At 74.8% G+C, this 18,415-nt stretch carries 11 protein-coding genes and 2 pseudogenes; 6 read left to right on the top strand and 7 right to left on the bottom strand.

Annotated elements, in window-relative coordinates:
• Positions 1-9: 9 nt before the first annotated feature.
• The 5 genes and pseudogenes from E3Z34_RS17470 to E3Z34_RS17450 form a co-directional block, all read right to left on the bottom strand.
• Positions 10-447, bottom strand: a pseudogene (locus E3Z34_RS17470) (sigma-70 family RNA polymerase sigma factor); the annotation flags it as partial.
• Positions 347-1,930 (bottom strand): hypothetical protein, encoded by a 1,584-nt coding sequence (locus E3Z34_RS17465; protein ID WP_134774632.1) that lies wholly within the window; start codon positions 1,928-1,930, stop codon positions 347-349. The gene E3Z34_RS17465 and the pseudogene E3Z34_RS17470, both read right to left, overlap by 101 nt.
• Positions 1,852-4,248: a murein biosynthesis integral membrane protein MurJ gene (murJ, locus tag E3Z34_RS17460; RefSeq protein WP_134774631.1), complete on the bottom strand. Its 2,397-nt coding sequence runs from the start codon at positions 4,246-4,248 to the stop codon at positions 1,852-1,854. The genes E3Z34_RS17465 and murJ overlap by 79 nt, the downstream gene beginning before the upstream one ends.
• Positions 4,245-6,953 (bottom strand): DUF6049 family protein, encoded by a 2,709-nt coding sequence (locus E3Z34_RS17455; protein WP_134774630.1) that lies wholly within the window; start codon positions 6,951-6,953, stop codon positions 4,245-4,247. Before E3Z34_RS17455 ends, murJ begins: the two co-directional genes overlap by 4 nt.
• Before the next feature lie 7 nt (positions 6,954-6,960).
• On the bottom strand, positions 6,961-7,446 hold the full coding sequence (locus tag E3Z34_RS17450) for an NUDIX hydrolase (RefSeq protein ID WP_134774629.1): 486 nt from the start codon (positions 7,444-7,446) through the stop codon (positions 6,961-6,963).
• 61 nt (positions 7,447-7,507) lie between these two features.
• On the opposite strand from E3Z34_RS17450, the gene E3Z34_RS17445 reads away from it, so the two are divergent.
• The 5 genes and pseudogenes from E3Z34_RS17445 to E3Z34_RS17430 all read left to right on the top strand — a co-directional run bounded on the left by E3Z34_RS17445 (position 7,508) and on the right by E3Z34_RS17430 (position 13,416).
• On the top strand, positions 7,508-9,004 hold the full coding sequence (locus tag E3Z34_RS17445) for a CCA tRNA nucleotidyltransferase (protein ID WP_134774628.1): 1,497 nt from the start codon (positions 7,508-7,510) through the stop codon (positions 9,002-9,004).
• Positions 9,005-9,582: 578 nt separating this feature from the next.
• Complete coding sequence (locus E3Z34_RS17440) at positions 9,583-11,223, top strand: acyltransferase family protein (RefSeq protein ID WP_134774627.1); 1,641 nt, start codon at positions 9,583-9,585, stop codon at positions 11,221-11,223.
• A gap of 81 nt (positions 11,224-11,304) precedes the next feature.
• Positions 11,305-11,466, top strand: a pseudogene (locus E3Z34_RS20400) (SGNH hydrolase domain-containing protein); the annotation flags it as partial.
• 23 nt (positions 11,467-11,489) lie between these two features.
• Entirely contained in the window at positions 11,490-12,086 is a 597-nt protein-coding gene (locus E3Z34_RS17435) for an SGNH hydrolase domain-containing protein (RefSeq protein ID WP_134774626.1), read from the top strand.
• 328 nt (positions 12,087-12,414) lie between these two features.
• Positions 12,415-13,416: a type IV toxin-antitoxin system AbiEi family antitoxin domain-containing protein gene (locus E3Z34_RS17430; protein ID WP_158288726.1), complete on the top strand. Its 1,002-nt coding sequence runs from the start codon at positions 12,415-12,417 to the stop codon at positions 13,414-13,416.
• Between the two features lie 24 nt (positions 13,417-13,440).
• On the opposite strand, the gene E3Z34_RS17425 is transcribed toward E3Z34_RS17430, so the two are convergent.
• Complete coding sequence (locus tag E3Z34_RS17425) at positions 13,441-14,907, bottom strand: glycosyltransferase 87 family protein (protein ID WP_134774624.1); 1,467 nt, start codon at positions 14,905-14,907, stop codon at positions 13,441-13,443.
• Between the two features lie 28 nt (positions 14,908-14,935).
• Positions 14,936-17,182 carry a transglycosylase domain-containing protein gene (locus E3Z34_RS17420; protein WP_134774623.1) on the bottom strand — a complete coding sequence of 749 codons (2,247 nt, stop codon included), beginning with the start codon at positions 17,180-17,182 and terminating at the stop codon, positions 14,936-14,938.
• A gap of 146 nt (positions 17,183-17,328) precedes the next feature.
• Between E3Z34_RS17420 and E3Z34_RS17415 the strand changes: the two genes are divergently transcribed.
• Positions 17,329-18,396: an inositol-3-phosphate synthase gene (locus tag E3Z34_RS17415; RefSeq protein WP_134774622.1), complete on the top strand. Its 1,068-nt coding sequence runs from the start codon at positions 17,329-17,331 to the stop codon at positions 18,394-18,396.
• Positions 18,397-18,415 lie beyond the last annotated feature (19 nt).

Below are 18,415 nucleotides of genomic sequence, written 5' to 3'. Positions count from 1 at the left end.
GGCCGCCTCGGCGACGCTGAGGCCGTGCATGTCGACCAGGACGAGCGCCAGTCGCTGGCCCTCAGGCAACCGGGCCAGCGCCTCCTGGACGTCCAGGCGCACGTCGACGGAGTGGTGGTGGTCGCGGGGCTCGGCCGGGTCGTGGTCATCGAGGTCGACGGTGGGACGTTGCCGGCGCAGCCGGTCCAGGCACGCGTTCACGGTGATCCGGTGCAGCCAGGTGGTCACCTGCGCGTCACCGCGGAAGGACCCGGCCCGGCGGAAGGCGTTGAGGAAGGCGTCCTGGACGGCGTCGGAGGCGAGCTCGGGGTCACGGGTCGTGCGCAGGGCGACCGCCCACATACGGTCACGGTGCCGGCGGAAGATCTCCCCGAACGCCTCGGCGTCCCCCTCCTGGTGACGGCGCAGCAAGCTGAGGTCGTCGACCTCGGCCAGGTCCGCCGTCATCGCTAGCCCTCCCACGCCCGCGGTCAGCGCACCGAGATCTCGCGCACGCCGACGATCTCGCCCGCGTCCGTGCGGGCCCGGTGTCGAACCACAGGATGAGGTAGCGCCCGGAGGCCGGGCTCTCCGGCGTGACGGTCCAGGTGCCCTCGGCCGCCTCGTCGGCGGCCAGCTCGGTCGCGCCGTCCCGGGAGGCCGTGTCGGACACGTAGAGGCGGGTGCCCATGGTCCCCTCGCCCAGCTGCACCTCGACCTCGCTGACGCTGGCGCCCTCCCCGAGGTCGAGGATCAGGCCGGTCCCGCTCTTGAGCGAACCCCACCCCTCCGACAGGTAGGTGTGCGAGGTCCAGGCGGTCTCCGGGTCGCCGTCCACGGCCAGCGGGGTGAGGTCGTTGCGCTCGTCGCCGTCGCCCTCGGGGTCGAAGCTGGTGATCCCCAGGATCGACGCCCCTCCTGCGGGCGCGGGCGCGGTCTGCGCGGACTCGTCGTCGGTGCCCGGCGCCCCGGTCCCCCCGGCGGCGGTCGTGGACTCGTCGTCGGTGCCTGCGGTCGCGGCCCCGGTGTCCCCGGCCGGGTCGGCCGGCGCGTTGGCTCCCGGGGTCGGGCCGTCCGCCACGTCGTCACCTCCGCCGATGGAACGCATGACGCCCCATCCGAGCAGCGCCGCGGCGGCGACGATGGCCAGGATGATGAGCAGCACCGCGGCGCTCTGCAACCCGGTGGCGCGCTCCTCGTCGAGCCCGTCCTGGTCCTCGGTCGCCGCGAAGCCGCCGAGCGAGGACGGCTCGTCGCGTCGGGGACCCGCGCCACCCCGGGGTGGGCGGCCCGGGTCGGCGGCACCCGCCGCAGCCCGGCAGCGGCCGCGCGTGAGGCGTCGACACCGGCCCGGGCGTCCTCGCCGGAGTAGGGGACGGCACCGGTGCCGGAGCGACCGTGGTCGTCTTGGGTGCGGTAGTAGGGGCGGGGCACCTGCTCGGTGGGGTCGCTCTCCGGCACCCTCGTCGGGTGGGCGGCGGTCGCCGCGGCCGCGGCCCCCGCCGCCCCCGCGAGCGCGTCCCCGGCGCGGCCGCGCGGTCGTCCGGGGCGGGCTCGCGCGGCGCCGTGAGCTCCCCGGGGCGGGCGCCCGCACGATGTCGGGCGACCACGGCGAGAGCTGGCGGGCCAGCTCGCCGGGGGTGTGCGGTGCCGCGCTCAGGTCGGCCCCGGCGCCGTGCACGATGCGGCACAGGGCGTCCAGGTCGCCGGGCACGCCCGAGACCAGCTCGGACGGGGCGGGCAGGCTGCCGTCGGCCAGGCGTCGGGCGGAGGCGACACCGGGCAGGTCCTCGCCGGGCCAACGACCGGTCAGACCGGTGTAGAGCAGGGACACGAGGTCGGCGGTGTCGATGAGCGAGGCCTCGTCGGCCGTCACGTCGTCGGCACCCTCCAGGGCCGCGGCGACCCCGACGCCGGAGATCTTGACGGTGCCGTCGGTGGTGCGCAGCACCGAGTGGGGGTTGAGGTAGAGGTGGTGAAGCCCACGGCGCCGGGCGGACTCCAAGCCCGCGGCCGTCTCACCGATGAGCCGGCGCACCTCCTCCGGCGGAAGCGGGTGGTCCTCGACGAGGGAGGCCAGCGACTCGGCCTCGGACAGGCCCTCCTCGATGATCCAGCAGAGGGTCTCCTCCTCGCCCACGTCGAGGACGCGGACCAGGCGGGGGTCGTCGACCGAGGCGACGCGGCGGGCGGCGTCGAGCACGGCCACGGCGACGGGGGCGTGCTCACCGCCCGAGGGCAGCACGGTGACGGCCACCAGCCGGCCGAGGGTGACGTCGCGGGCCGACCAGTACTGCAGCCCCCCCCCTCGCGCTCGGCGAGCAGCTCCTCGAGCGCGTAGCGGTCACCCAGCCGGGTGCCCACCTCGAGCTGGTCCATGTCGCCGTCCTCTCCGCCGGAGAACGCCCACCGCGGGGCGTCGTCCCAACCTAGTGTGCCTGCTCCGGTGCCCTGCTCCGCGACGGACGCGCTGGTCGGCGGGGTCCCGGGGTCGCCGGTCGTGCCGTCGACGGGGGCGCCGGTGGCCGCCGCCGGGGTGCGGGCGAACCGCCTGGCCCCGGGTATGCGGCGCAGCAGCGGAGCACCCACCTCGGTCACCTCGGCGACGCCGAGGCGGTGGGCCAGCACGGCATACACGGCGACGAAGACCGGCCCGGCCACGGCGAGCGGCACGACCGCTCCGAGCCAGCCGTCGTCGGCGAGCAGCCGCACCAGCAGCCAGGCGGGCAGCAGCGCCACCAGCGCGGCGGCCCCCGCCTTGAGGAAGACCACCCCGGCCGAGCGCAGGTCGATGTCCGGCAGCCGGCGGCGCACGGCGCGCAGACCCATGAGCATCGCCGCGATCTGGCCCATGGCCTGGCCCAGCCCGACCAGCACCGCGACCCACCAGGCGCCCTGCACCCAGGCGATCCCGCAGAACACCAGGAGCACCGAGGTCAGCGCCACCTGGAAGAGGAAGGGCGTGCGGGCGTCCTCGAACGCGTAGAAGACGCGGGCGCAGACGAGGTAGATGCCGTAGGGCACCAGGCCCACGAGCAGGGCGAAGAGGATGCGGGTCACCCAGAGGTGCTCGAACGGCGTCATCGTCGGGTTGATGACGCGCACCACCAGCGGCGCCAGGACGATCATGCCGACCGCGATGGGGACCATGGCGGCGGCGAGCAGGCGCAGGGCCCGGCCCGTGTGCTCGGCCATCACCCGCAGCTCCCCGGCCGCGGCGGCTTTGGTCAGCACCGGGAAGATGGCCGTCAGCAGGGACAGGGCGATGAGGGAGTGGGGGAGCATGAAGGTGGAGAAGGCGGCGAAGTGCGCCGCCTTGCCCGGGGCCTCGCTGACGTCCTGGACGGCGTCGTTGAGCATGTTGATGGCCACGAGCATCCCGGCCTGGCTGAGCAGGATCTCCGCGAACGCCCAGCTGCTCATCCGCGAGGCCGAGCCCAGCCCCACGCCGCGGAAGCCCCAGCGGGGCCGGTAGGTGAAGCCGGTGGAGCGCACCGCCGGGATGAGCACTAGGGCCTGCACGAGGATGCCGAGCGTCGCCGACCCGGCCAGCAGCCAGATCATGCCCGGGGTCCACGAGGTGAGCTCCTGCCGGGAGACGTCGCCGTAGCGGGCCAGGAAGACCCCCAGCCCGGTGATGGCGACGACGTTGGCCAGCGCCGGGCTCCACATGAAGGCGCCGAACCGGTGGTGGGCCGCCAGCACCTGGCCCAGGATCGTGTGCAGCCCGTAGAAGAGGACCTGCGGGATGCACAGGTAGGCGAACAGGATCGCCAGGGTCAGCTTCTCCCCGCCCCACGGCCAGGACAGGGCCATGAGCTTGGTGACCAGGGGTGCGGCGAGCAGGACCAGCGCCGTGCCCCCCGCCACGACGGTGAAGGCGAGGGTGAGCAGCCGGTCGATGTAGTCCTGGCCCGCCTCGCCGCCGCGGACCATGGCCCGGGTGATCTGCGGCAGCAGGACGACGTTGAGGACCCCGGCGGCCAGCAGCAGGTAGATGGTGTTGGGGATGGTGTTGGCGGTGTCCCACACGTTCGCCGCGTCGGTCTGGGCGCCGACCGCCGCGATGAGCAGGGCCATCCGGACCAGCCCCAGCACCCGGGAGACCAGGGTGCCGCTGGCCATGATCGCGCTGGACCGGGCCAGGGCCCTGCTGGAGCCGTGGTCGGGAGCCGCGGGGCCTCCGGGCCCGGGCGCCACCCGGCCTCCGGCCGCGGGCGCGACGGGGTCGCCGGGCAGGGCCGCCTGCTCGTCGCCTGGTGCGCTCACTGCCGCTCCTCCTGGCCGGTGTCGGTCTGCGTCTGCGTCTCCGGGCCCGGGTCAGGGTATGCGGCGTCGCTGGGGCCAGAGCGCGGCACGCGCGGGGGGCCGGGCAGCGCGCGGGCCAGGCCGAGGATGAGGACCACGCCCGCCAGGCCGCCGAGCACCCAGTAGATCCACACGCCCGTCGGCTGCACCCGGACCGCGAGCTCCTCGTCGACGCCCAGCTCGGTGCCGTCCGGGGTGGTGAGCTCGACGTGGAGCGTCACCTCGCCGCGGGTCACGGCACGCGCCTCGAACGGCACCGCGGCGCGACTGCCGGGGCCCACGGAGACCGGGTCGGGCTGCCGGAGCACCTGGAGCCGGCCGTTGGTCGTCGAGACCGCCAGCTGGACGTCGTCCACGGCCACCGGCAGGTCGTTGACGACGGTGACCTGGATGACGCCCTGGTCGGCGATGAAGTTGACGTTGCTGGGGGCGATGTGGACGGCCTCCCGGGCCTGGCGGACGTCGCCGCGCAGCGTCCGGAAGGTCGTGGGCCAGGCGGCCGGCGCCTCGCGCCAGCGGGTCGACCACAGGTCGGCCAGGACCGGGCGCCAGGACCGGAGGGCGGTGGTGTCGCGCAGGATCTCTCCCAGCCCGTCCAGGTCGTCGTCCAGGCCGACCAGGTCCCGCCCGCGGGAAGCGTCGACGGGGCTGGGCTCAGGCAGCAGCAACGGCGCGAGGGCCCCCAGGACCGACTCCTGGGGGGCCGTGCCCGACAGGGTCACGGCCTCCTGCTCCTGCGCCCGGGTCAGGACCTCCTCGGCCGGGAGGGAGGTCAGCCAGTCCGCGTCGGGCCAGGCCCGCACCAGCTGGTCGAGCACCTCGGGTGCCGGGGTCGTCCCGCGGGGCGGGGCCACGACGAGCTCGCGTCGGCTGGTGGGGGCCTCCAGCCAGCTGCCCAGGGTGTGCGCGAGGAGCCGCTGGGCGGCTGCGCCGGCGCCCGTGTCCTGCGCCGCCTCGGCCCCGGCCGCCACCAGGGCGGTGGTCCAGGAGTCCACCCCCACAGCGGTGAGGTCGGTGTCCTCGACGAGGGCCGCCCCGCGGCGAGGTCCGGCGGCGGAGCTGGCGGTGAAGGACTCGCGGGGGACCACGACGACCTCCGGCGCCGGCACCGACGGAGCCGAGTCGTGCAGGCCCACCATGCGGAAGAGGTCGGACGTGGTCGGCCCGGGGAGGGCCGGCCAGAGCACACCCGTGCGGCCGCCGCGCAGGAGACGGGCGACGGCCTCCGGGGCGTCCTCCGCCGGGGCCCGGGTGAGGAGGGTCTGCACGGTGTCCGGGGGCGGGGTGAGCCCGTCGGCGACCAGCCGGGCCAGGTCGGGGTCGCCGGCGGGCAGCCACCAGCGCTCCTGCGCGGGCACCAGCGCCAGTCGGTCGCGCAGCTCGCCCAGGGCGCGCTCGACGTCCTGCTCGTCCGGGGGGCCCTCGTCCGGAGGGATCTGCTCCTCCGGGGGCTGCTCGGTGACCGGGGGGTCGTCTGGCGGGGCGGCGGGCCCGGTCGTGCCGGTCGCCTGGTCCGGTGTAGGTGCCGAGCCGGTCCGACCCGTGCCGTCGCCGGGGGCGGTCGGGGTGGCGGCGGGCGTCGGTGTCGCGGGGGCGGAGCCTTCGGACCCACCAGGGGTGGTCGTGCCGGCGGGGGTGGGTGCCGTCCCGGTGTCCTCGGGCTCGCCGGTCGGCGCAGGGTCGGTCGGCTCCGCGGTGGTGGTGCCGGGGCCGTCGGGCTCCCCCGTGGTGGGCTCCCCGGTGCTGCCCGGGTCGCTCGACTCCCCGGTCTCCTCCGGGTCGCCGGTCTCCTCCGGGTCCTCCGGCGTGGGCGCGGGTGAGGCGACGGAGGGGAGGGGTCGGGGCGCGACGAGGAGGGCGGGGTCGACGAGCCAGGTGACGTCCGGCAGCGTGAGGTGGTCCAGCCAGCCGCGCACCGGCGAGCCCTCGCCGACGGCGTCCGTCCACGCCTGGGCGTGCCGCGCCGGGTCGGGGTCCGTCAGGCCCGGATCGGGCGGCAGGGTCAGCGGCACCAGCCAGGACACCTCCATCGGCGTGCCGACGAGGCGCCCCCCGGAGCTGGTGAGGACGGTGCGGAGCTCTGCGAGGTCGCCCCCCGTGCCGTCCCCCGACGACACCGGCTCCCCGTCGCCCACCACCTCCGCGCTGAGGCGCACCGCCAGGGCCGCGGGCCCGTCGGGCAGGGAGGCCAGCTCCTCTGCGGGCACCACGACCGAGAAGGCCACCTCGCCCTCCGCCGGGACCAGGGGCCCGATCGTGTCGTCCCCGAGCACCCAGGTGGTCGACCGGTCGATGCCGCCGTCCACCCAGTCGGCCACCTCCTTGCGGGAGCCGAGCAGGCTCGTCGACGCGCTCAGCGTGACACCCCCCAGCCGGGCCGGCACGGGGGCGGGGTTGAGGACCCGGCCGCTCAGCCGGGCCGGGCGGTCCGGTCGCAGGACGACGGGGTCGACCTCGTCCAGCACCACCCGCAGCCCCTCGCCGTCCTCGACCGCGGAGGCGACGGGCAGCGGCATACCCGGAGGTCGGACCGCAGACGCCGACGGGACGGCCCCGACCGGGAGCAGCGGTGCGGCGAGCAGCGCCAGGGTCGCCAGGAGGGCGGCACCGGGCAGCCTCCGACGGAGCGGGGGTGCCCACGCGCGGCGGCGGGCTGAGGAGGTCACGGCGCGGTCAGGCGCTCCGGGTGAGCCGCTGCCACGCCTCGCGGGCGATGCGACGCTCGTTGGGGAAGGTGAGCTTGCGGTGCACCTCGTCCAGGGGCACCCAGATCGCGTCGATCGCCTCCTGGTCGGGGTCGTTCTCGATGGTGAGCTCGCCCCCGGTGGCCTCGAGCAGGTAGTGGTGGACCATCTTGTGGATCCGGTGGGAGGGGGTGGTGAACCAGTACTCGATCGTCCCCAGGGTGATGAGCACCCGCCCCTCGATGCCCGTCTCCTCCGCCACCTCGCGCTCCGCGGTCTGCACCAGGGTCTCGCCCGGCTCCACGTGCCCCTTGGGCAGGCACCACTCCACGCGGCCCGACCGGTTGCGCCGCGCGATGATCGCGATCCGCGCCCGCCCCTCGTGCACGTCGATGACCACCCCGCCGGCCGAGGTCTCGCTGACCGACGGCAGTCGGCGCGCCGGCGGCTGCTGGCGCGGAGATGTCGTGGTCATCTGCCCACCATAACCAGTGAGCCAGATGGTGAACAGGGATAACGCGACTACCCTGGACCTGATGTCCACGCCCACCGACGCCCAGTCCACCGACGGCGCGCTGCTGCTGCGCGCGCTGCGTCAGCTCACCCCGTCCCTGGCGCTGCTCACCGAGATCGGGGAGCGCTTCGCCGCCGCCGGGCACGAGGTCGCGCTCGTCGGCGGGCCGGTGCGCGACGCCTTCCTGGGGCGGGCCTCCACCGACCTCGACTTCACCACCTCGGCCACGCCCGACCAGATCGAGGAGGTCCTGGTCGGCTGGGCCGACACCACCTGGGACGTCGGCCGCGCCTTCGGCACCATCGGCGCCCGCCGGGGCGAGCACCACCTGGAGATCACGACCTACCGCGCCGACGCCTACGACGCCGACTCCCGCAAGCCGGTGGTCGCCCTCGGGGACAACCTCGAGGACGACCTGGTACGCCGGGACTTCACGGTCAACGCGATGGCGCTGCGGCTGCCCGACCTCACCTTCGTCGACCCCCACGACGGGCTGGCCGACCTCGCCGCCCGCGCCCTGCGGACGCCGCACACCCCCGAGATCTCCTTCAGCGACGACCCCCTGCGGATGATGCGGGCCGCGCGCTTCGCCGCCCAGCTGGGCCTGGCCCCGGCGCCGGAGGTGCTCGAGGCGATGACGGGTATGTCGTCCCGCCTGGCGATCGTGTCCGCCGAGCGGGTGCGGGACGAGCTGGTCAAACTGCTGCTGTCCCCCGATCCGCGGGCCGGGCTGGAGGTCATGGTCGACACCGGGCTGGCCGACCAGGTGCTGCCCGAGCTGCCCGCCCTGCGCCTGGAGATCGACGAGCACCACCGGCACAAGGACGTCTACCAGCACAGCCTCACCGTGCTGGAGCAGGCGATCGCGCTCGAGGACCCGCCGGCGGCCGAGGACGGTGCCGCCGACGAGGACGCCGTCCCCGGCCCCGACCTGGTGCTGCGCCTGGCCGCCCTGCTGCACGACATCGGCAAGCCCGCCACGCGCCGCTTCGAGCCCGGCGGGGGGGTGAGCTTCCACCACCACGAGGTCGTCGGGGCCAAGCTCACCCGGCGCCGGCTGCGGGAGCTGCGCTTCGACAAGGACACGGTCAAGGCCGTGTCCCGCCTGGTCGAGCTGCACCTGCGCTTCCACGGCTACGGCACGGGGGAGTGGACCGACTCGGCCGTGCGCCGCTACGTCACCGACGCCGGACCGCTGCTCGGCCGGCTGCACCGGCTCACCCGGGCCGACTCCACCACCCGCAACCGGCGCAAGGCGGCGCGGCTGTCCGCCAGCTACGACCACCTCGAGGAGCGGATCGCCCGGCTGCGCTCGGAGGAGGAGCTCAGGGCTCTGCGGCCCGAGCTGGACGGCAACGAGATCGGGCAGATCCTCGGGATCGCGCCCGGCCCGGTGCTGGGGAGGGCGTACAAGCACCTGCTGGCGGTGCGGCTCGACCAGGGGCCGCTCGGCCCGGAGGGGGCGCGGGAGGAGCTGCTGCGCTGGTGGGCCGAGCAACCGGAGTCGGGGGATGGGTAGCAGCGCCTCCGCCCAGGCCCGCCGCCGGGCCCGGCACGCCGCCCGCCACCAGCACTGGACCCACGCCCTGGCCGCGCAGCCCTGGATCACCCTGGTCCTGCTCGCGGCCCTCGTCGTGGGGGGCCTGGGCCTGCTGCGGGCGGACCGCTACGCCGCCGAGGCGGCCCTCGGCACCCCCGACGCCCGCGCCTCCTCCCAGGCGGCGGTGCTGCTCAGCGCGCCCGGGCTGGTCGGCGAGGTGGAGGAGGCCGTCGAGCTGTCCCCGGACCTGCGGGGCGACCTGCGCCTCGACGTGGTCGAGGACGACGACCCCCTCGAGGTGGTGCTGCGGGCCACCGCGGGCGACCCGCGCCTGGCCGCGCTCGCGGCCGACACCGCGCTCGCGCTCGTCGTCCAGGAGCGGGCCGACGACGGCTACGAGATCACCGCGTCCGCCGTCGTCCCGACCGACCCTGTGCGACCCCGGTCCCTGCTGTGGGCCTGGGTGGCCCTCGCGGCCCTCGCGCTGGCGATCTGGGTCGAGCTGAACCACCGCACCTGGCTCCGGGACCACCCGCCGCGGTGGCGGAGGGGGCCCGGTGAGCGGACCGCATACCCCGGAGGCGGCGCAGCCGACCCCCTCCGAGAGCGAGCCGCTGCTCACCCGCAGCCGGCACCGGGCCCTGCAGGCGGCCCGGCACGCGCTGCGCGTGCCCCCGGTGCCGCGGGACTTCCGCGCCGACATCGAGGGGATGCGCGCCCTCGCGGTCCTAGGCGTGCTGCTCTGGCACGCGGGGGTGCGCTTCCTGCCCGGCGGTTTCACCGGGGTGGACGTCTTCTTCGTCGTCAGCGGCTTCCTCATGACCTCCCTGCTGCTCGAGGAGGCGCGCGCCCGGGGCCGGATCGACCTGGGCCGCTTCTACGCCCGCCGCGCCAGACGCCTGCTGCCGGCGGCGCTCGCCGCCCTCGTGGGCACGGCCCTGCTCACCGTCGCCTTCCTGCCGCGCTCGCGGTGGGCCGAGACCGGCGCCGACCTCGTCGCGTCCGCGACCTACCTCGTCAACTGGCGGATGGCCTGGCGCTCGGTCGACTACCTCGACATCGAGCGCGCGCCCAGCCCGGTGCAGCACTACTGGTCGTTGGCGGTCGAGGAGCAGTTCTACGTGGTGTGGCCGATCCTGCTGCTCCTCGTCTGGTCGTCGCCGCCGGGCGCGCCCGGGTCTCACCCGGCTGGTCTGGTCGCTCACCCTCACCCTGTTCCTGCTGTCGCTCGTGGTGTCCTGGGCGTGGACCCGGCAGGACCCGTCCGCCTACTTCGTCACGCCGACCCGGATCCACGAGCTCATGCTCGGGTCCTGGTCGCGCTCGGGCGTGGGCCTGGCCGCGGCTGCCACGGGCGGTCGCGGCGCTGGTCGGTGGGTGGGCCTCGGTATGTGCTCGCCGCCTCGTCGTCATCACGCCCCGGACGCTCTTCTCCCGGGGTCTGGGCCCTGCTGCCCACCGTGGGGACCGCGCTGGTCTGGTGGCCGTGCGTCCGCCGGCAGCTGGGGACCGCTGCTCGTGCTGCGGACCCGGGTCCTGCAGTGGGTCGGCCGCCTGTCCTACAGCCTCTACCTGTGGCACTGGCCGTTCATCGCGGTGGCCGCCCACCTCGCGGGCGTGGGGCGGGGCGGGCCGGACACGCTCCCGGTGCAGTGGGGGCTGCTGGCCGTGATCGTCTCGGTGGTGCCGGGTGGCTGTCCTTCCGCTATGTCGAGGACCCGGTGCGCCGGCACGGGCGTGTCCTCGCCGGCAGCTCCCCCGCCCAGGTCGTCACCTGGCGCACGCTGCGGCTGGGCCTCAACCTCACGCTGGTCGGCACGCTCGTGGGCGTGGTCCTGCTCACCGCGGCGCCCTCGTCGGTCACGCGGGAGACCGCGCAGTGGCGGACGCCGGAGGTGGTGGACGAGCTGCGCGAGCCCCTGGGGGCGGGGACCCTCGCCGCGGGGCAGGACGAGAACGAGGGGCTCGACGAGGGTGGGGTCGATGGGGTCGACGGGCGTGACGGGGGCGGCGGCGGCACGGTCACGGACGGCGCCACGGACGGCGCGGCCACCGAGGGCCCGGGGGGCGGGGGGCCCGGGCGGACGACGGGAGGTGACCACCGCCCCGGGCGACGATGCGGCGACCACGACGGCGGCGCCCGCCGACCCCGGAGAGCTGGCGCTGGCGGGGGCCGGGGGCTCGGCCGCCCTGGGTGAGCCGCTCCCGTCCGCCGAGGTCCCGGCGACGGGGGCCGCCTCGCCGTGCCGCTGGAGCAGGTCCCGGACGACCGCCCGGTCATGCTGCCCGAGGGGTGCTTCGTCGGGCTCACTGGCACCGAGGTCGGCACCTGCGTCGCGGGGGACCCGGAGGGCGGGACGACGATCGCGCTGATCGGGGACAGCCACGCCGGGATGTGGCTCACCGCCCTCGACGAGATCGGGCGTGACCGGGGCTGGCGGGTCGTGGCCATGACCAAGTCGTCGTGCCGCCGAGCGTGGACCTCGTCGTGCGCCGCAGCGGGCAGGCGGGGGACTACCGCCAGTGCACCGAGTGGCAGGCCGGTCTGGGCCCCGCCCTGGAGCAGGAGGACCCGGACGTCGTCCTGCTCTCCAGCGCGTCCTACTCGACGACCGGTGCCGAGGCCATGGCCGCCGGCCTGCGGGCGCGCGTGGAGTGGATCGACGACGAGCTGGGCGCCCTCCCGGTGCTCGTGCGCGACGTGCCCCGGGCCCCCTTCGACGTGCCCGCCTGCCTGAGCGACCACCCCGACGACGTCCCGGCCTGCGCCTTCCCGCGCGCAGAGGGCCTGGCCAGCTCGGGCACGGGCCACGACGCCCTCGCCGCCCAGCTGCGCTCCCTGCCGGTCATCGACCTCACCGACGCCGTCTGCCCCGCGCGCACCTGCAGCCCGATCGTCGGAGGCGTCGTCGTCTGGCGCGACAGCAACCACCTCTCGGCCACCTACGTCCGCTCCCTGCGGGGCGTCGTCGAGCAGGAGCTGCTGCCCCTGGTGCGCGCCGCCGACCTGCGCGAGCGGGCCCGCGGTGGCCTGGACCGGGGTGGAGCGCTGGGCAGCTGAGAGGCGTCGCCTGCCGGCCCTGGCGGCCCGCCGCATACCGGAGGCCCCCGCAAACCGGAGGCCCCTGCATACCGGAGGGCTCCGCATACCGGATGCCTCCGGTCTCCTTCCCCGGAACCTCCCCGCACACCCGTGGCCTCCTCGCGGTCCAGCAGCGCGGCCCCTCCCGCACCTACCAGTCACTCTGCGCCGTCTCGTCATCCTCGAGCCGGTTCGAGACGGCTCAAGGATGACGAACCGGCTCATAGTGGCCTCCCCGGCCGGCGGTTGTCCACAGATGTGCCGAGCGCGGGCCTGCGAGGGGTGGGGCTCGTGCACGGTGGAACCCATGCGACCGGAGCTGGAGGACTTCCTCGTCACCCGCCACCACGTCCTGACGACCGCGGAGGCCGAACGGCTCGGCTTCTCCCGCGAGGTCCTCCGCGGGCTCGTGCGCAGGAAGGTCCTCGTGCGGGTCGCGCGCGGTGCCTACGTCCAGGCGAGCGTGCTCGCGGCCCTCCCGACGCCGACGGCCCGCCACTTGCTCCGGGCCCGGGCCGTGCTGCGGACTCGCCCTGAGCAGTGGGCCGCAAGTCACGTGACTGCGGCCGTCGTGTGGGGGCTGCCCGTGCTGCACACCGCCCTGGACCGGATCCACCTGACGCACACCGAGGCCGTGGGGAGCGCCCGACGCTACGGGGAGGTCACCGTCCACACGTGCCCGGGGCCCGGGCTCATCACCTCCCGCGACGGGATGAGCACCGTGTCACCCGAGGCGGCGGTCATCGGCACCGGTCTGCTCGGGTCCGTGACCTCCGGGGTGATGGCTGCCGACGCGGCCCTGCGGAAGGAGCTCATCACCCCCAGGTCGCTGCGGGAGACCCTCGACTCCTATCGCCGGGTGCCCGGGGTGGCTGCGGCGCGCACGGTCGTGGACCTGGCGGACGGCCGGTCGGAGTCACCGGGTGAGTCATGGCTCCGGCTCATCCTCCGGGACCTGGGCTTCCACGCCGTCCCGCAGTTCGTCGTGCGTGCGGGGCGGCAGGTGGTGGCGCGGGTCGACTTCTACCTGCCGGAGCTGGGTGTGGTGCTGGAGTTCGACGGCATGCTCAAGTACAAGGCCGAGCCTGGGGCTGCACCCGGGGCCGTGTCGCAGGTGGTCATCGCCGAGCGCGCCCGCGAGCGACGCATCCGCGGACTGGGGTATGGCGTGGGCCGGGTGGTCTGGGGGGAGCTCCGCCACCCGGCCGCCGTCCGCCGGGAGATCGAGGACGCGAGCGCCACCGCGCGCCTCGACCTCATCGCGGCACGCTCGAACGGCGCACCGGACCTGGCGGTGGCAGGGGGCTGACGCGTCGGAGACGCCAGCGCCGGGTCAGCCCCGAGCCGGTTCGTCATCCTCGAGCCGACTCGAACCGGCTCGAGGATGACCAACAGGCTCAAGGTCGGTGGCCTGCGCCCCACCGGCGCCCGCCGGCCTGTCTGTCTGTGCCCCATGTGCCCCATGGTCCCCATCCGCTATCGCGCCGCCCCGGTGCGCCCCCGCCCGCCGCCTGCGGGGGGCCGGGTCCTCCTCCCAGATCCGCCAGAGGATCCAGGTCCAGGCGGCGGCGCGCAGCACGATCACGAGCGCGTAGGTCTCCGGCGGCAGCCCCCGGCCGGGGTCGCTGCTGAAGGCCAGGTGGAGCCAGGTGGACAGGAAGTGCACGGCCTCGGCGAGAGCCCAGACGAGGTGCTCCCACCACGGCCGAGCGGACAGGGCCAGCAGGGGCAGCACCCACAGCCCGGACTGCACGGACAGCGAGGTCGCGGTGAGCGCCACGACGAGCAGCATCACCGCGGTCAGCGGCACGACCCCCACCGCACGTCCCGGCCGGGTGCCCAGCCACACCCCCAGGCCGATCGCGAGCAGCCAGCCCGTCACCGCGATCCACACCGGCACACCGGGCAGCAGCGGGGTGCCCAGAAGCTGCGGGACGACCTGCAGCGCCCCGAACCCCGCCCCCTGGCCCCACCACTGCTGCAGGGGCGTCAGCGCGCGCGGCTCGACGGTGGCCAGGGGCACGAGCACCGCCAGCGCCCCGAGCGCCGTCCCCACGGCCGTCTGCACCGCCGGCAGCACCCGGCGCTCGCGCCATGCCACCACCAGGATCGCGACGAGCACGAGCAGCGGGAAGGGCCGGACCAGGAGCGCCAGCCCCAGCAGCAGCCCGCTTCCCCACGGCCGGTCCCGCCGCCACGCCCACAGCGCCAGGAGCATCAGGGTCACGCCGAGCAGGTCGGTCGAGACCAGGACCAGCAGCGTCAGCGCGGGGCTCAGCGCCAGGTGCGCCGCCTGCCAGGGCCGCCGGGGCTGCATCGCCACGACGGCGAGGACGCCCGCCGCGAGGAGCCCGACGCACACCACCGCCCACAGCCCGAGGATCCACTGCTGCGCCGCCACGCCCGGGCCGACCTCGGGGGACACGAGGGCCAGCACCCACATGACCAGCCCCGACAGCGGCGGCTGGGTGCTCGGGGCGTCGGCCGCCCAGGGCAGCACCCGCTCCGCGAGCGTGGAGCTGACGTGCACGACCGGCAGGTCGGAGTAGCACGCCCGCCAGAAGTGGTCGGGTGCGGTCCAGCCCTTCATCAGGCAGTGGCCCTTGGTCCAGACGCCGAGCGCGAGGTTCAGCGTGCCGAGCAGCACCACGACCGCGGCGACGCCGGCGAGCCCACGGCCGCCGACCACGGCATACCGGCCCGTCGGCCCGCCGAGCAGCCCGGTGGCCGCCCGTGCGACCGGGTCGCTCCACGAGGGCACGACCCAGGGCACGTCCCGACGACGTGGGGGTGGGGGCATGGGGTCAGGGTATGCGGTGCGCCGCGCGTCAGCCGGTCGGCGCCGGGGCCGTGCCGTCCCCCGGGGGTTCGGGGTTGCCCGGGGGGTCGGGGTTGCCCGGCGGGTCGCCGCCCCCGGGGTCGGTGGGCTCCGGCGTCGTCGGCTCCGGGGTGGTGGGCTCCGGGGTGGTGGGCTCGGGGGTCGTCGGCTCCGGGGTGGTCGGCTCCTCGGTGGTCTCCGTGGGCTCGTCCGTGGTCGTCTCCGTCGGGTCCTCTGTGGTCGGCTGCTCGGTCGTCGGCTCCGGGGCCTCCGTCGTCGGCTCGACCTCCGGCTCCGAGGTCGTGGGCTCGGTGTCCGTCGGGCCGCCGTTGCCGACCCGCTCCGGGAACGGGATGACCTCCTCACCCTCCAGCGCCAGGCGCATGAACTCGCCCCACACCTGCGCGGGGAAGGTGCCTCCGGTGATCTGGTCGACCCCGGCGAGGTCCTGCATGGGCTCGGTGCCGTCGCCCTTGTACATCACCACCCCGGCGGCCAGCTGCGGCGCGAAGCCGTCGAACCAGGCCGAGACGTTGCGCTCGCTCGTGCCGGACTTGGCCGCCGTGGGTCGCCCCACGTCGCCGGCCGCCAGGCCGGACCCGACGGTCATCGTGAAGGTCATGGCGTCGGTGACGTCGACGGCGACGTCCCGCTCGACGCCGGGCTCGGTCTCCGGCTCGGCGGTGTAGGTGACCTCCCCGGCGGCCGTGCTGACCTCCTGGATCAGGTAGGGCGTGGCGCGCTGCCCCTCCGCGGCCAGGGTGGCGTAGGCGTTGGTCATCTCCAGCAGGGTGGGGGAGGCGGTGCCCAGCACGTTGGTCAGGTCGGTCTGCAGGCCGGGGGTGTCCTCCGGGATCCCGAGGTCCACGGCGGCCTCGACCGTCTTCTCCGGGCCGATCTGCGCGTTGAGCTGGACGTAGATCGTGTTGACCGACTCCGCCAGGGCGGTGCGCAGGTCGAGGCTGCCGAAGGAGATGTCGCGGAAGTTGGCGACCTGGACGTCCTCCTCGTCCCCGAAGGTCATCGGGCTGGGCCCCTCGTAGGGCTGGAGCGTGTCGACGCCGTCCGCCACCGCCGCGGCCAGCGTGATCGGCTTGAAGAGCGACCCGGCCTGCACCCGGGCGTCGGTGACCGAGTTGAGCTGGGTCTCCTGGTAGTCGTCGCCGCCGTACATGGCCGTGATCGCCCCGTCGCCGGGGCGGACGGAGGTCAGCGCGACCGTGATGTCGTCGGTGCCCGCGCCGGCGGGCCGGTAGGCCTCCACCGCCGCGACGGCGGCGTCCTGGTGCTGCTCCTCGATCGTGGTGACGACCCGCAGGCCACCCCCGTCGATCGTCTGGTCGTCGACCGCCAGCAGCTCGACGAGCTGGTCGCGGGCCTGCTGGGCGATGTACCCGTCGACCCCCTGGACCGCCGTCGACGGCGGGGTGGTCCCCACCTCGGGGAACGTCATACCCTCCCGCTCCGAGGCCTCCAGCCAGCCCTCCTCGACCATCCCGTCCAGGACGTAGGCGACCCGCTGCTCGGCGCGCTCCTGGTTGCCGTCCGCGTAGTCGGGGTCGAACATCGACGGCGCGTTGGTCACGGCGGCGAGGAAGGCCCCCTCCTCGACGTCCAGCTCGGACACGTCCTTGCCGAAGTAGGCCTGGCTGGCGGTCTGGACGCCGTAGGCGCCGCGGCCGAAGTAGATGGTGTTGAGGTAGTTCTGGAGGATCTCGTCCTTGCTCAGCTCGTTGTCGATCTTGACCGCGATGATGAGCTCGGTGAACTTGCGCTGCAGGGTCTGGTCCGGGGTGAGGTAGTAGTTCTTGACGTACTGCTGGGTGATCGTCGATCCCGCCTGCAGGCCGTCTCCCGTGAGGGTGCGCCAGGCGCCGCGGGCCGTGCCGGTGATCGAGACGCCCTCGTTCTCGTAGAAGGTGCGGTCCTCGGCGGCCAGCACCGCCTTCTGCACGTGGTCGGGCACCTCCGACAGCGGCACCAGCTCGCGGTCGTAGCCGCCGGTGAAGCGGGCCAGCTCGGTCTCCCCGTCGGCGTAGTAGAGGATCGAGCTCTGCGCCTCGGCGAAATCGTTGGGCTCGGGGATGTCGGTGCGCTGGTAGGCCCACGCGAAGACGCCGATGGCGACAAGGAGCGCCAGCAGGCCGAGCCCCACCAGCCAGACGAGGGCGCGCCGCAGGCCGGAGCCGCGGCGTCGACGGCCGGCCCGACGGTGGTCGCGGCGGGTGGTGGCGGTGCTGCTGCGGGACGGGCTCACCGGACCATTGTGCCCGCCGACCTGGGTGCTCCCTCGGAGCCGCCGTGGGGCGGCGGACCGGAATGCGGCCGGGGTATGGGGCGTTGAGGGCGGTGATGGGGCGGTCTGGATGACCGCCCGCAGCTCTGTCTGGAGGAAGAAGTCGTATGAGTTCGATCCGGGTCGCCCTCGTGGGTGTCGGGAACTGTGCCAGCTCGCTCGTGCAGGGCGTGGAGTACTACCGGGACGCCGACCCCTCGACCACCGTGCCGGGGCTCATGCACGTGCAGTTCGGCCGCTACCACGTGCGGGACGTCGAGTTCGTCGCCGCCTTCGACGTCGACGCCAAGAAGGTCGGGACCGACCTGGCCGAGGCGATCGACGCCGGGGAGAACAACACGATCCGCATCGCCGACGTGCCCCGGACCGGGGTCACGGTGCAGCGCGGGCCGACCCTGGACGGGCTGGGCAAGTACTACAGCCTGACGATCGAGGAGTCCGACGCCGAGCCGGTCGACGTCGTCCAGGCCCTCAAGGACGCCCGGGTCGACGTGCTGGTGTCCTACCTGCCGGTGGGCAGCGAGGAGGCGGACAAGTTCTACGCCCAGTGCGCCATCGACGCCGGGGTCGCCTTCGTCAACGCGCTGCCGGTCTTCATCGCCTCCGACCCCGAGTGGGCCGCGAGGTTCGCGGCGGCGGGCGTGCCGATCATCGGGGACGACATCAAGAGCCAGGTCGGCGCCACCATCACCCACCGCGTCCTGGCCAAGCTGTTCGAGGACCGCGGGGTCGCGCTGGACCGGACCTACCAGCTCAACGTGGGCGGCAACATGGACTTCAAGAACATGCTGGAGCGCGAGCGCCTGGAGTCCAAGAAGGTCTCCAAGACCCAGGCGGTGACCTCCAACGTGTCCCAGGACCTCGCCGCCCGCGACGTGCACATCGGCCCCTCCGACTACGTCCAGTGGCTGGACGACCGCAAGTGGGCCTACGTGCGCCTGGAGGGCCGTTCCTTCGGCGACGTCCCGCTCAACCTCGAGTACAAGCTGGAGGTCTGGGACTCCCCGAACTCCGCGGGCATCATCATCGACGCCATCCGCGCCGCCAAGATCGCCCTGGACCGCGGTCTCGGAGGCCCGGTGGAGAGCGCCTCGGCCTACCTGATGAAGTCCCCGCCGGTGCAGATGCCCGACGAGCTGGGCCGCGCCGCGGTCGAGGAGTTCATCGCCGGCTGACCGCCACGTATCGTCGGGG

It is taken from the genome of Ornithinimicrobium flavum, from assembly GCF_004526345.1.
In the GTDB taxonomy this organism is placed as follows: domain Bacteria; phylum Actinomycetota; class Actinomycetes; order Actinomycetales; family Dermatophilaceae; genus Ornithinicoccus; species Ornithinicoccus flavus.
The sequence above is the reverse complement of the archived record's forward strand: the minus strand, read 5'-3'. Positions and strand labels throughout refer to the sequence as shown.